Raw genomic sequence first — 13734 nt, 5'->3', positions numbered from 1 at the left:
TCGAGTCGGGTTTTACGAATCACGCAATCATCTCAGTGATTCGCGAATCAGTGACCAATCAAGCAAGCGTCCTGTCCACGATGTCCCGCAGGTCGGTCGAGAGCTTTGGTGTCGCTGATATGCGTGCCAGAGCCGCGCGCGCATGTTCACGGCGCGTGTCTTCGAGTGCGCGCCACGAACGCAGAGCTGTTAGCAGACGCGCTGCAAGCTGCGGGTTTTCTGGGTCAATTGCCAGAATGATATCAGCAAAGAAGCTGTAAGCTGCACCATCTCTGCGATTGAAGCCTGTCGGATTGCTGGCCGAGAATGCACCAATCAATGCACGCACACGGTTCGGATTCTCAAAGGAAAGAAGCTTGTGTTTCGTCAAAGCACGAACCGCCTCAAGCGCTTTTTCGCCTGGACGCGTTGCCTGCACGATAAACCACTTATCCATGACCAAACCATCATCGCCAAAGCGCTTTTCAAAGGAGGCGAGAGCGCCTTGTGCTTCGTGACTATCACCAAAGCGATGCACCAGAATGCTCAATGCGGCTGCGCGTTCGGTCATGTTGTCGCCATCGGCAAATTGTTGCGCTGCCCGTGCAGGATTGTTTTCATGGCGGCTCAGATAATCGAGAAGCACATTCCGCAAGGCGCGTTTGCCTGCCGATACCGCATCGGGTGAGAAGGCACCTTCTTGTTGCAGGCTGGTGTAAAGAGCCGCAAATTCTTTGGCATAAGCCGACCCAATGGCCGCGATCAGATGATCACGGCTTGCAAAGATAGCATCCGGGTCAACGTTCTCGCCAATTTCGCGGGCGATGTCGCTTTCCGTTGGCAAGGTCAGGCACAACGCACGGAAGGCGGGATCAAGCGTTTCATCGGAAGCAATGCGTCCGGCAAGTTCAAGGATATTTGGGTCGGTTTCTGGCTTATAGCCGCCACGCACGCGTTTGGTGCCTTCAAGCAAGGCCTGCGTGAAGATATTGGTGAGTGCCTGCCAGCGAGCGACCGGGTCGCTGTCATTGAGCGCGAGAAAAGCCCGGTCTTTTGCATCCAGTGGTAAAACCAGATTGATTGGCGCTGAGAAGCCGCGCAAGAGCGAGGGCACAGGACGCTCCTTAATGCCATGGAACGTGATTGTTTCTGATGCGCGATGCAGATGGATAACACCGTCCTGCACGTCGCCACCTTCGACAGATGAAGGGTGAATGTCCTTTCCATCCGAGCCCAAAAGGCCAAAGGCGATAGGAATATGCATGGGCCTTTTCACCGGCTGGCCGGGAGTGGGCGCAAGAGATTGAATGAGATGGATGGTATAGGTCTCGTTTACAGCATCAAAGTCGAAGCTTGCCTCAACCTTCGGCGTGCCTGACTGATCGTACCAAAGCGCGAACTGCGAGAAATCCCGACCGGATACATCGGCAAAGACTTTGATAAAGTCTTCAATGGTCGCCGCATCACCATCATGGCGCTCGAAATAGAGGTCCATACCTTTGCGGAATAGTTCAGCGCCGATGATAGTGTGGATCATCCGCACCACTTCCGAGCCCTTTTCATAAACAGTCGCGGTGTAGAAATTGTTGATTTCGCTGTATTCGCGTGGACGCACGGGGTGCGAAAGGGGGCCGCTATCTTCTGGAAACTGCTGCGCTTTGAGGATTTTCACCTCGGCAATGCGTTTCACAGGGCGCGAGCGTTCATCGGCTGAAAACTGGTGATCGCGATAAACGGTCAGACCTTCTTTGAGACACAGCTGAAACCAGTCGCGGCAGGTGATTCTGTTTCCCGTCCAGTTATGGAAATATTCATGCGCAATAACCGCTTCGATGCCTGCATAATCCACATCCGTTGCCGTTTCGGGATCAGCCAGCACATATTTATCGTTGAAGACGTTAAGGCCCTTGTTCTCCATGGCCCCCATATTGAAATCCGAAACGGCGACAACATTGAACACATCAAGATCATATTCGCGGCCGAATTTTTCCTCGTCCCAGCGCATGGAGCGTTTGAGCGCATCCATTGCATAAAGCGCGCGATCCTGTTTGCCATGCTCGACATAAATAGCGAGATCGACCGGACGGCCAGATTGTGTGGTGAAATGATCTTTCACAACATCAAGTGAGCCGGCAACGAGCGCGAATAAATAGGACGGTTTCGGATGGGGGTCGTGCCAGATGGCAAAATGTCTGTCGGTTGTGCCAGACACGGCGCCGTGTTCGACAGGGTTTCCGTTCGCCAGCAATATGGGCGCGGCTTCCTTCTCCGCATCAATGCGGACTGTATAGACGGAAAGCACGTCTGGACGATCATAATAGTAAGTGATGCGCCGGAACCCTTCTGCCTCGCACTGTGTGCAATAGACGTCGCTTGAGCGGTAAAGCCCTGAAAGCTGGCGATTTGTCGTCGGGTTCACTTCGGTGACGATTTCCAGCGAAAAACGTTCGGCGTCTGGAAGATCCGTGATCTCCAGCTTGTCCGGTGTCACGGCGTAGCTGTTATTGCTGAGCACTTTGCCATCAAGACGAATGCTGATGAATTTCAGTTCATCGCCATCCAGCACAAGCGGCGTGCCCGCGACTGTTCCCGCACGGCGCTCGATGATGAGTTCGGCACGAACGATCGTCTTTTCCGGTTCAAGTGTGAAATCGAGTTTCGTTTCCGGAATGGCGTAAGGGGTCGGGCGGTAATCCTCAAGACGGAATGTCTGGCCGGTTTCAGTGCGCATTGCGAAACTCTTCTCTGTAATCACTTCGATACAGGAGTCGTATCCGGCTTTTGAGTAAACGACAAGAAAGGCAAAATGACAGGATATTTTTTACGCAATCGTGAAAGCCTGACGAGGCCATGTGGTCAATTATATTCTCGTTCATACCACGAACCAAAAATATAATTGTCCACATGGCCTAGTGCTTTATTGCGAACAAGCCTATGGATATCACAGTCACTACAATTTCCCACCTTACTCCTTTGCCCTCCCTGTTTTAAGGAATTGCGTTGTGAAGTCCCTTCCGGACGCGGCCTCCGCAAATGCTCAGATCAGCCAAACTGTCGAGCCTGATCTGCTTCAAAATAATCCAATGCTGGGGATTAGCCTCAAAGTTGCTTCTGTTGCAGTGTTTGTCGGCATGTCGACCTTGCTCAAGGCCGCAGATGGTATCCCTCTCGGACAACTGATTTTCTTTCGGTCTTTTTTCGCCGTATTGGCAATCCTGGTGTATTTCGCAGCGCGTGGGCAAATATCCGGTATTCTCCATACGCAGCACGGTTTCAGCCATTTCTGGCGTGGAATGGTCGGCGTCGCTGCGATGACCTTAAGCTTTTATGCATTGACCAAACTGCCTTTGCCCGAAGCAATTGCGATCAATTATGCATCACCGCTTATTGCTGTGATTCTTGGCGCTGTCATTCTGCGTGAAGTCGTCAGAATGTATCGTTGGAGCGCTGTCATTGTCGGGCTTTTTGGTGTTCTGATCATCATATGGCCGCGCATGACGTTGTTTGCTGAGGGGCATGTGGGTCGGAATGAAGCGCTGGGCGCTCTTGCGGCACTTGGCGGTGCAGTCATGGCTGCGTTTGCCATGATGCTGGTGCGACGTCTGGTTCAGACCGAGCGCACATCGACAGTTGTTATTTATTTTTCAATCTCAGCAACCGTCATTTCGCTGGCGAGCATTCCTTTTGGCTGGGTTATGCCAAGTGGCCCGCAGCTGGCAATGTTGATTGGCGCGGGCATCGCTGGTGGCATCGCTCAAATTCTACTCACCGAATGCTATCGTCATGCCCCCATGAGCACGATCGCACCGTTTGAATATACATCGATGCTGCTCGGTTTGGCGATTGGCTTCTTCTTTTTCGGCGATATTCCGACATTGGAAATGCTGTTAGGCAGCGCGATTGTCATGAGCGCCGGCGGCTATATTATCTATCGTGAGCATAAGCTTGCAATTGCGCCGCATAAGACCAATACGCCGCAACAAGCACAGTGAGACCCATGTCTGGACGATTTATTCTGATCTTGGATCAAGCTGCATGGTTTCAGGCGTGGGCTGCCCGTCGGGTGTATAAATCTTGAACTCAGTTTTCTGATCGCTGACGGCTGGGCGCTCAAAGCGGCGGATACGCCAAAAAGCATGCAGCCCATAGGCGGCATAGGAAACGGCCATTGTGACAAAGAAGCCGGAGGCCCCCATAACATCCATGAGCTGGCCTGATAGCGCAGGACCAATAACGCTGCCCGCTCCGTAAATGATAAGCAACCCGCTTGAAACTTTCACGAATTCGCTGGCATCAGCATAGTCATTCGCATGAGCGACATTGAGGCTATAGACCGGATAGATGACCGAGCCGAAGAGAAACATCATCGTATAAAGTGCATAGGGTGATGTGGGGTGCACGATCAGCATGATCAATGAGATTACAAAGCCGATAACACCGGCGATAACCATCACATAACGGCGATCGACAACATCAGAAGCGCGACCAAGCGGATATTGGAAAATAACACCGCCTATCATGGCGCATGCCAGCATTGTCGCTATACTAAAGGTCGAAAGCCCGTTCATCTCGCCGTAAATCGCAGCAAGAAAGCTCCATGTGCCAGCAACGATTCCGGCAATCAGTGAACCAACAGCTGCCGCAGGAGATCGGCGGTAAAGACCTTTGAGATCGAGTGTGACCTGTGTCAGTGGGTTTGGTGATTGTGCGCTGGAAAGAGCGGTCGGCAGAAGCGCGCTGGCGTAGATGATCGCACAGATAATGAAGAGGGTCTGCGTCGTGGCATTGCCAAAGGGCAAAATATACTGCCCGCACATGAGCCCGAGCATGGTGATGATCATATAGATCGAGAAGACGCGGCCACGTGATTCATTGGTCACGCGTTCGTTCAACCAGCTTTCGATGATCATGTAGGAACCGGCCAGCGAAAACCCCGCAATGCCGCGAAAAACCATCCAAGCATAGGGATTGACGATAAGCGAGTGGAGCAGCAGCGCGATGGATAAAAGCGTCAGCAGCGCGGAGAAGACGCGGACATGGCCGACACGGCGCACCAGATGGGGGATAACGATGCAGCCAATCGTGAAAGCAAGCGCATAGGTCGTGCCCATCCAGCCGATTGTTGTCGTGGACCAGCCCTCAAGCCCGCCGCGGATCGGCAGAAGAATGCCCGCAAGGCCACCGGCAAGCAGCATGAGAAATGTGCTTGTAAGCAAAGCGGCTATGGGCAGAAGCTGGCCAGCCATGAAAAACTCCACCAAGAGCTATGTAAAAAGAATATCAGTCACGTCGATATGGCCGATTAATAGAAGTTTACGGCATGTTGGTGACATGTGGCTCTGCCGATGCCATTCAAATCAGTGAAGATCAATCGCCAAATTCGGCGAGCTTCATTTTTACGGCAAGAAAATCGCGCCATGCAAAGCGCTTTTGTGAAGGCGTGCGCAACAAATAAGACGGATGCAGGGTTGGCATAACAGGAATTTCAATGCCTGAAGCCGTGCGGTGTATTTTCCAGTGGCCACGCAAACGCAAAATGCCTTCCGTCGCCCCAGTCAAAGCTTTGCCTGCGGGGCCACCAAGCGCAACAATCACTTTGGGAGCTGCAAGCTCAATCTGTCGTTCGATGAACGGGCGGCACAATTCTGCTTCCAGCGGCGTCGGTGTGCGATTTCCCGGCGGGCGCCATGGTATCGTATTGGCGATATAGACGTTCTCGCGCTTAAAACCGATGGCCTCGATCATATGATCAAGAAGCTGGCCCGACTTGCCGACGAATGGCAAGCCTTCCATATCCTCGTCACGTCCTGGAGCCTCACCAACAAACATAATGTCTGAAGACGGATCACCATCCGCAAAACATAGATTCTTGGCGGTAAATTTGAGATTGCAGCCATCAAATGCTGCAAGCTTTTCACGCAATTCATCAAGCGTTGCGGCTTGTGAAGCCAGTTCATGGGCCAGAGCGATCTGGCTATTGTCGGGAACGTCGGCGGCAGCCTGCACGGGGCGGCTGGTCGGGGAAGGCGTTGCTGCTGGGCGTGGGGGCTGTTGTTGCGCGCGCTGGCGCTCCACTTGCGACGATGGTCTGCTTTCCGGCGCTGCTGGTGAATGCGCTGATTGACGCTGCGGCTCAGCAAAGCGATCAATGGGTGTATCGGAAAGCGGCATGTCAACGCCCGCTTCCGCATAAAAGCGCAGCAGACCTTCCATATCCAGCGTTTCCCGATCATTGATCATGTTTCTACCTCACAGATTGAGGTGGCGAATTTTGATCGTGAATGCAAGAGCAAGGCGTATAATTCCGGTTCATAGAGTGACTGGGCGCGCAGAAATATGTGTTGCGTCACAATAGCCCACAGCCCGTTCACCGCTTTTTTCAATTGACGTTTACGTTAAGGTAAATATTATCATTGCTGTTATTGCAGTGATTTTGGACAATTGGACGCATATGCGCCAGTCTTTAACTCTGCGAGAGGGTAAGACGTCAATGGGAACAAGACCAGTAAGATATGGTTTATCGCCATTCGCGATAGGTTCATGAGCAAAAAACAATTGGATGCATCACCTGCGCTGAAATAGTGAGGGGGAATGTAAACCAGACGGAGGCACGAATGTCTGAAGGCCCAGCAATCGCGAGCCATGAGCTTCCCGAACGCGAAAGCATGGAATTTGATGTTGTGATTGTCGGCGCAGGCCCTGCTGGCCTTGCTGCGGCGATCCGGTTCAAGCAGATCAATCCTGAGCTTTCAGTCGTTGTTCTTGAAAAGGGCGGGGAAGTCGGCGCGCATATTCTCTCAGGCGCAGTCGTTGATCCAAGCGGTATTGATCAGCTTCTTCCGGGCTGGCGAGAGGAAGAGGGGCACCCCTTCAAGACGCCAGTGACGGCTGACCATTTTTTGTTGCTGGGTCCTGCTGGCTCTGCGCGCTTGCCAAATTTCATCATGCCGCCGCTGATGAACAATCACGGCAATTACATTGTATCGCTTGGCAATGTCTGCCGCTGGCTTGGTACGAAGGCTGAAGAGCTTGGCGTTGAAATCTATCCGGGCTTTGCTGCGACGGAAGTGCTTTATAATGATGAAGGCGCTGTGATCGGTGTGGCAACGGGCGACATGGGCATTGAGCGCGATGGCACACATGGCCCGAATTACACGCGCGGCATGGCATTGCTTGGCAAATATGTGCTGATTGGCGAAGGTGCGCGCGGTTCGCTGGCCAAGGAACTGATCACCAAGTTCAAGCTTGATGAGGGGCGCGAGCCAGCCAAATTTGGTATTGGCCTCAAAGAGCTTTGGCAAGTCGATCCATCCCAGCATAAGCCTGGCTTGGTGCAGCATTCATTCGGCTGGCCGCTGGACATGAAAACCGGCGGTGGCGCGTTTCTGTATCACCTTGAAGACAATATGGTTGCGGTTGGTTTTGTGCTGCATCTCAACTATAAAAACCCGTATTTGTCGCCGTTTGAAGAATTTCAGCGCTTCAAGACGCATCCGGCAATCCGCGCTACTTTTGAAGGTGGCAAGCGCCTGTCTTATGGCGCGCGCGCGATCACCGAAGGCGGATACCAATCGGTGCCAAAACTGTCTTTCCCTGGCGGCGCGCTGATCGGTTGTTCGGCAGGCTTTGTCAATGTTCCACGCATTAAAGGCAGCCACAACGCGGTTCTGTCTGGCATTCTTGCCGCCAATAAAATTGCAGAAGCCTTGGCGGCTGGCCGTGCCAATGATGAGCCGATTGAAATCGAAAACAGCTGGCGCAACAGTGCCATCGGCAAGGATTTGAAGCGCGTTCGCAACGTGAAGCCGCTGTGGTCGAAGCTTGGAACAGTTGTGGGTGTTACTCTTGGTGGTCTTGATATGTGGACCAATCAGCTGTTTGGCTTTTCGTTCTTCGGCACGCTGAAGCATGGCAAGACCGATGCGCAGGCATTGGAACCTGCAGCAAAGCATAAGAAGATTGACTATCCGAAGCCGGATGGCGTTCTGACTTTTGATCGTCTGTCGTCAGTGTTTCTGTCGAACACCAATCACGACGAAAACGAGCCAGTGCACTTACAAGTCGCTGATATGAAATTGCAGCAGACGTCAGAACATGATGTTTTTGCTGGTCCATCGACACGCTATTGCCCGGCGGGCGTTTATGAATGGGTGGATGCTGACGGCAATTCTGCAACTGACCCACAGGCCAAAGACGTTCGCTTTGTAATCAATGCGCAGAACTGCGTGCATTGCAAAACGTGCGACATCAAGGACCCGAACCAGAACATCAACTGGGTTCCGCCACAAGGCGGCGAAGGACCAGTTTATGTAAACATGTAATGTTTACAGGAACTGTGTCCGTCTCGTCCGCCGCTGAAAAATGCCGGCGAAGGACCGGTTTATGTAAACATGTAATGTTTACAGGAACTGTGTCCGTCTCGACCGCCGTTGAAAAATGTCGGCGAAGGACCAGTTTAGGAAAACATGTAAATGGAAAAGGCGGTTTCAAACCGCCTTTTTTATTGAAGCATAACGGATTGCGTTTCCGGCTCATCAGTATCGGGCCGGACAGGCAAAGGAACTGAAAAATCAAGCCTGACGGGCAGATGATCCGACCCTACGTTGTCGCGTGAAATGGCAACAGGTTCTTGGATTTCGTCGCTTACGAGAACCTGATCAATAGGCAAACCGATATAAGGCGCGAGTACCACGGAAAGACTTTGTGGCATCCATGTGCCGCCGATTCCGGTCAACGCCCTCGTGGCCGAAGCCTTTTCAATACGATGGACTGCATTGCTCCACGGCGTTGCGTTGAAGTCACCCGCAATCATCGACGGGCCGTTGAATTTTTGCAATTCCGGCGCCAATGCATCAATGGTCGTGGCTTGATTAAATGGCCATGGAAGGGCGGCGTGATAAGCCGCAACGTTGACGCTTGTGCCACTGAAATCGATCGCTGTCATAGCAAGGCGGTTATCGCCAAGGCAGAGTTGTTTGCTGCCTTCACTGAATGGGCGGCGGGACAAAATACCCACGCCCATCTTGCCGCCATCGATGTGGCATTCAAAATGATAAGGATATGTGCCTTTGAGAATATCGATCCACATAGCCCAATCGGAACCGGCTTCCTGATAGGTGATCACATCAGGTTTTTCCTGCGCAATCATTTGCAAGACGCGTTTTGGTTCAGGATTATTATAGCGTAGATTGATCTGCACCAGACTATAACGCGCAGCAGATGCTGGTGTCGTGGCCTGGGCTGCGGATGATCCTTCAAGCAGATTGCGTGCCGCGCTCACTGTTGTGCTGAAAGCAAGGATTGCAAACAGCAGGATCATTGCTCCCTCTCGCCGCATCGTTGTGAACAGAAGCGGCAGCGCAAAGAGCCCCATCAGAATTGCAAGATGTGGCCGGAAATGCGCAAGTGAATCAAACATCGGATGCGCTGCGCCGAGAAATCCGAGCACAAGCGGAACTGACACCAGAACGGCGGTGATCAGCAGGAAAAATGAAAGGCTTTCACGGCGTTTTGACATGACAGGCGCTTAGCGTTTGATTGCGGCGTGATGATGGTGCCGCAAGTAAACCCGCAGCACCCTTATCATTATTGAAACGCCGTCTCGTAGAAGCTCCTGAGTTTGCGTGAATGCAGCCTTTCGTCTGGCATGGCGGCAATCTTTTCCATGGCGCGAATACCAATCTGCAAATGCTGCGCGACCTGTCGTTTGTAAAAGTCCGTTGCCATGCCCGGCAGCTTCAATTCGCCATGCAGCGGCTTGTCGGAAACGCACAAAAGCGTGCCATAGGGAACGCGGAAGCGGAAACCATTGGCTGCAATTGTGGCTGACTCCATATCAAGTGCAACGGCCCGCGCCTGCGAAAGACGCTGAACCGGGCCGCGCTGGTCGCGCAATTCCCAGTTTCGATTGTCGATTGTGGCAACAGTGCCGGTGCGCATGATGCGCTTTAAATCATAGCCTTCAAGGCCGGTGACTTCCTCAACGGCTTCTTCCAGGGCAACCTGAATTTCTGCAAGAGCTGGCAGAGGCACCCACACAGGAAGATCGTCATCAAGAACGTGGTCTTCACGCATATAGGCATGCGCAAGCACATAATCGCCAAGCTCTTGACTGTTGCGCAGCCCAGCGCAATGTCCCAGCATCAGCCAGGCGTGCGGGCGCAACACCGCAATATGGTCTGTAATCGTCTTTGCGTTGGATGGGCCAACACCGATATTGACCATGGTGATACCGGAATGATCAGCCCGTTGCAGATGGTAGGCTGGCATCTGCGGCATACGCTGTAATGCGTTGCCGATACTCGGCGCAGATTCTCCGGCGTGCGTTATCGCGTTACCCGGCTCGACGAAACTGTCGTAACCGCCGCCACCTTCTGCCATAAGCTTGCGTGCATAGTCGCAAAACTCGTCCATATAGAACTGGTAGTTGGTGAACAGCACGAAATTTTGGAAATGTTTCGGGCTGGTTGCGGTGTAATGGGCAAGCCGGTGCAGCGAATAGTCAACGCGCTGTGCGGTGAAAGGAGCGAGCGGCATTGGCTCGCCGGGTATTGGATCAAAGTCCGCATTGACGATTTTGTCGTCAGTGGCAGCCAAATCCGGCACGTCAAACAGATCGCGCATTGGGTGCGTGAAGGCATTGGCAACCGATGCCTCGACATAGGTGCCTTCCATGAAGGCAAAATGGATCGGAATGGGGGTTGCCGATTCCCGAACGGTGACGGCAACACCGTGATTGCGCATCAGCAGGCGGATTTGTTCGTTGAGATAATGATCAAACAGATCAGGTCGTGTAATTGTTGCTGCATAATCGCCGGGCATGGTCACGTGGCCATAAGCAAGCCGTGTATCGACGTGGGCGAAGCTCGACGTAGACAGGCAAATTTCGGGATAAAAAGCCCTATACCGCTGCGGGCGGACCTCTCCCTTTGCCAATTGCTCAAAAGCCTTGCGGAGAAATGCGGTGTTGCGATCATAAAGTTTGCGCAGCGCGGCAACAGCCGCGCCAGCATCGGTAAAAACTTGCGGCTCCATAAAGGGCGGCGTTTTAATTTCGTTGAGAAATGGATGATCGATTCGCTGTGTCATAGCCTAGTATAACAAAGTCTTTGACACGCGCATGTCTCACTTTATGAGCTTCGTTGCAGACTCACGTAAAGAACGAGTCCGGCGGCACTCATCTGTGCTTTCTGGCCGATTTGCGTATAGGCAAATGTAGCAGCAGGTCCGGTAAAAGCCGCTGTGAACAGTAAAACGCGCAATGCAATCAGTGCGGAGAGACGGCAACGTGAAATCATAGCCTTGTCTCTTCGCGCGCAGGTTTGAGATGCATCACGGTCATCGGGCTGATAACGGGGTTGTCACGATAGACATCATATTTTCGATCAACAAAGAGACCTGCAATGATTGCAAAACCTGCAATCATCAAACAGACTATTGTGACACGCCATAACAGCATATTTCCCCCGGCTTCAAAATCGTTTGATCTATGCGGTTGAGTTTAAAGCTGCCATCTGAACTGCTCCTGAGAGCTGCATTCATCCGGCGTTCAAAAATATTGATGTTTCATTAACTTGATCGCTTCGCACTTGTGCCAAGCTGCACGAATCTTATGTTAACTCGCATCGGAAATACGCACAAAGCCAAGAAAGCGGGAGACAAATACCTATGGCTGAGCAGATAAAACCCATTGAGCTTTACTATTGGCCCACCCCAAATGGCTTTAAGATCAGCATCATGCTGGAGGAATTAGGCGTTCCCTATGAAGTCAAATATGTGAATATCGGCAAGGGGGATCAGTTCCAGCCGGACTTCCTCAAAATCGCACCGAACAACCGTATGCCTGCGATTATCGATCCGGAAGGTCCGGGCGGTGAGCCGATCTCGGTGTTTGAATCCGGTGCGATCCTCCAATATCTCGGCAGGAAGTTCGGCAAGTTCTATCCAGCAGACGAACGCAAGCGCGTTGCCGTTGATGAATGGCTGATGTGGCAGATGGGCGGACTTGGTCCTATGTCGGGGCAGGCAGGGCACTTCCGCGTTTATGCGCCGGAAAAGGTGCAGTACGGCATCGACCGCTATACCAATGAAGTCAACCGTCTTTATGGCGTGCTCGATCGCCAGCTTGAAGGCAAAGATTATATCGCAGGCGAATATTCCATCGCTGATATGGCGAGTATCGGTTGGATCAATGCTTACAAAAATTTTGACCAGAAGCTGGAGGATTTTCCCAACCTCAAGCGCTGGCATGAAACCATGAATGCGCGACCTGCCGTACAGCGTGGTCTTGTGGTTGGTAAGGAAGAGCGCGAACGCGCATTGGCCTCGGCAAACAAGGAAGAAGAGCAGAAAGTGCTCTTTGGTCAGAAAGCGCGATAATGATAAAAGGCGGCTGAGAAGCCGCCTTTTATATATAGGTCTATTGCCTTGTGAGGCTTTCACTTTTGCAAATCAAGCCGCCCATAACGCAGCCCGAGAGTGATAGCGTGTTGCCCTTGACGCTTGCCTTGCCCGTATAGGTCTTGCCTTCGTCGAGCTTGTTGACTTTACCCTTATAGCTGCCGTCCTCGCCCGACATGGTGCCGATCGACTTGCCCTTATATTCGCCGGTCTGCACAGTGCCGCAATATTTGCCGCCACCACAGGCGGCATAGCTGATGATCGTGCCATTCGGACGTTTCCATGTGCCGACAATTGCCTCATTGGCAAAGGCAGGTGCTGCAAGCGTCGCGCTCAATGCAACAGTTGCCGTTATTCCCAAAAACAGTTTACGGATCATGCATTCCTCCCAAAATGCGGCAAGGCAATCAGCCTTGCGGAAAACTTACGCAAACGTAAACGTAATGGAGTTTTCGTCGAAGTGGAAGAGGGATAATTTGCGCACGGCAGCAATGTTTCTGACATGATCAATCTGCGTCATGGTTATCATCTGGTTTAAAGGTCCGCTGCCGCAAAATTGCGTTATTTTAGAAAAGCACAGCAATTGTCGGCCTTTGGATGTTTAACAAATTCCGAAGTTTACCCCTTGTTTGTATTTCGTTGTCGCGTTGTTAAGCATCTGTTTTAACGCGCATTTTAATCCTGTGGCTTATCTTGAAGACCATGAACGGAACGACAGATCCGACAATCTGCGGCGGCGAAAGCCCGTCACGGAAACAAAGAGCGGACGGTTCTCGGGATTTAACAGGGACAAAGAAAATGACACAGTTTCAGAGCGTTACACAGCACCACACGAAAACTTCACAGGATCGCATCCTGCTGGAGATGGGTTTGAAATATGCTATTGGTCGCGACTGTGAAATCGATGTGGTTGAAGCGCATAAATGGCTCAACATCGCAGCCATTCGCGGCAACCAGAAAGCTGAACGTATGCGCAATCAGGTTGCCGCAACCATGAGCAAAAGCGAATTGGCCGCAGCCCTTCGTGGCGCGCGTGAGTGGATGACCTCTCACTGACGGCAATATTCGGATTTTAACTCTGTTTCAATAAAAACGAGACAAGGGCATGTAATTTCGATATATTTACTTTGCGTATCTAAGCTAAGTAACACATAAAAAATGACAGTCAGAAATTTTGTGTTGTAGATAATGTTAATATTAAGCAATTGATTGACATATACCTTGTATCATATCAAGCTTAGTAGAGTAAGAAATATAAGTGCCCGACTCAAAATTCAAGCTTTGCGATACGGCGTGTCATTCGCCTGATGGATGCTATGAACATCCATGCCTCTGCTGAGGCGATAGAGGCTTCCC

General features: G+C 51.9%; 11 protein-coding genes. 4 read left to right on the top strand and 7 right to left on the bottom strand.

The genetic code is table 11. From position 1 onward, the window contains the following. Nucleotides 1–58: 58 nt before the first annotated feature. Nucleotides 59–2710 carry an aminopeptidase N gene (pepN, locus tag VBH83_RS03540; RefSeq protein ID WP_265983223.1) on the bottom strand — a complete coding sequence of 884 codons (2652 nt, stop codon included), beginning with the start codon at nt 2708–2710 and terminating at the stop codon, nt 59–61. A gap of 352 nt (nt 2711–3062) precedes the next feature. Between pepN and VBH83_RS03535 the strand changes: the two genes are divergently transcribed. Next, on the top strand, nt 3063–3971 hold the full coding sequence (locus VBH83_RS03535) for a DMT family transporter (protein ID WP_265983862.1): 909 nt from the start codon (nt 3063–3065) through the stop codon (nt 3969–3971). Between the two features lie 18 nt (nt 3972–3989). On the opposite strand, the gene VBH83_RS03530 is transcribed toward VBH83_RS03535, so the two are convergent. Both VBH83_RS03530 and VBH83_RS03525 read right to left on the bottom strand, forming a co-directional pair. After that, nucleotides 3990–5225 (bottom strand): MFS transporter, encoded by a 1236-nt coding sequence (locus VBH83_RS03530; protein WP_265983225.1) that lies wholly within the window; start codon nt 5223–5225, stop codon nt 3990–3992. A gap of 121 nt (nt 5226–5346) precedes the next feature. After that, a complete protein-coding gene (locus VBH83_RS03525) occupies nt 5347–6219 on the bottom strand; it encodes a uracil-DNA glycosylase family protein (protein ID WP_265983227.1) in 873 nt (290 codons plus the stop codon). Nucleotides 6220–6593: 374 nt separating this feature from the next. Between VBH83_RS03525 and VBH83_RS03520 the strand changes: the two genes are divergently transcribed. Further along, nucleotides 6594–8300, top strand: a complete 1707-nt coding sequence (locus VBH83_RS03520; RefSeq protein WP_265983229.1) for an electron transfer flavoprotein-ubiquinone oxidoreductase — start codon at nt 6594–6596, stop codon at nt 8298–8300. A gap of 179 nt (nt 8301–8479) precedes the next feature. Here VBH83_RS03520 and VBH83_RS03515 read toward each other — a convergent pair whose 3' ends face one another. From VBH83_RS03515 to VBH83_RS03505, 3 genes are all read right to left on the bottom strand, one after another. After that, entirely contained in the window at nt 8480–9496 is a 1017-nt protein-coding gene (locus tag VBH83_RS03515) for an endonuclease/exonuclease/phosphatase family protein (protein WP_265983230.1), read from the bottom strand. A 68-nt stretch (nt 9497–9564) separates the two neighbouring features. Further along, a complete protein-coding gene (locus VBH83_RS03510) occupies nt 9565–11067 on the bottom strand; it encodes an AMP nucleosidase (RefSeq protein WP_396996401.1) in 1503 nt (500 codons plus the stop codon). Between the two features lie 205 nt (nt 11068–11272). Next, nucleotides 11273–11437, bottom strand: coding sequence for a hypothetical protein (locus VBH83_RS03505; RefSeq protein ID WP_265983233.1), 165 nt, complete (start codon nt 11435–11437; stop codon nt 11273–11275). Between the two features lie 209 nt (nt 11438–11646). Between VBH83_RS03505 and VBH83_RS03500 the strand changes: the two genes are divergently transcribed. Beyond that, nucleotides 11647–12357, top strand: a complete 711-nt coding sequence (locus VBH83_RS03500; RefSeq protein WP_265983234.1) for a glutathione binding-like protein — start codon at nt 11647–11649, stop codon at nt 12355–12357. A 40-nt stretch (nt 12358–12397) separates the two neighbouring features. Here the strand turns inward: VBH83_RS03500 and VBH83_RS03495 are convergent, their stop codons facing one another. After that, entirely contained in the window at nt 12398–12757 is a 360-nt protein-coding gene (locus VBH83_RS03495; RefSeq protein WP_396996398.1) for a DUF2147 domain-containing protein, read from the bottom strand. Nucleotides 12758–13176: 419 nt separating this feature from the next. Between VBH83_RS03495 and VBH83_RS03490 the strand changes: the two genes are divergently transcribed. Then, nucleotides 13177–13434 carry a sel1 repeat family protein gene (locus tag VBH83_RS03490; protein WP_265983236.1) on the top strand — a complete coding sequence of 86 codons (258 nt, stop codon included), beginning with the start codon at nt 13177–13179 and terminating at the stop codon, nt 13432–13434. Nucleotides 13435–13734 lie beyond the last annotated feature (300 nt).

It is taken from the genome of Ochrobactrum sp. S1502_03, from assembly GCF_044435015.1.
GTDB lineage: Bacteria > Pseudomonadota > Alphaproteobacteria > Rhizobiales > Rhizobiaceae > Brucella > Brucella chromiisoli.
This window is presented reverse-complemented; position numbering and strand designations above follow the sequence as displayed.

Coding starts and splice junctions, on each gene's coding strand:
- pepN (WP_265983223.1), bottom strand. CDS start 2,710: ATGCGCACTGAAACCGGCCAGACATTCCGTCTTGAGGATTACCGCCCG.
- VBH83_RS03535 (WP_265983862.1), top strand. CDS start 3,063: ATGCTGGGGATTAGCCTCAAAGTTGCTTCTGTTGCAGTGTTTGTCGGC.
- VBH83_RS03530 (WP_265983225.1), bottom strand. CDS start 5,225: ATGGCTGGCCAGCTTCTGCCCATAGCCGCTTTGCTTACAAGCACATTT.
- VBH83_RS03525 (WP_265983227.1), bottom strand. CDS start 6,219: ATGATCAATGATCGGGAAACGCTGGATATGGAAGGTCTGCTGCGCTTT.
- VBH83_RS03520 (WP_265983229.1), top strand. CDS start 6,594: ATGTCTGAAGGCCCAGCAATCGCGAGCCATGAGCTTCCCGAACGCGAA.
- VBH83_RS03515 (WP_265983230.1), bottom strand. CDS start 9,496: ATGTCAAAACGCCGTGAAAGCCTTTCATTTTTCCTGCTGATCACCGCC.
- VBH83_RS03510 (WP_396996401.1), bottom strand. CDS start 11,067: ATGACACAGCGAATCGATCATCCATTTCTCAACGAAATTAAAACGCCG.
- VBH83_RS03505 (WP_265983233.1), bottom strand. CDS start 11,437: ATGCTGTTATGGCGTGTCACAATAGTCTGTTTGATGATTGCAGGTTTT.
- VBH83_RS03500 (WP_265983234.1), top strand. CDS start 11,647: ATGGCTGAGCAGATAAAACCCATTGAGCTTTACTATTGGCCCACCCCA.
- VBH83_RS03495 (WP_396996398.1), bottom strand. CDS start 12,757: ATGATCCGTAAACTGTTTTTGGGAATAACGGCAACTGTTGCATTGAGC.
- VBH83_RS03490 (WP_265983236.1), top strand. CDS start 13,177: ATGACACAGTTTCAGAGCGTTACACAGCACCACACGAAAACTTCACAG.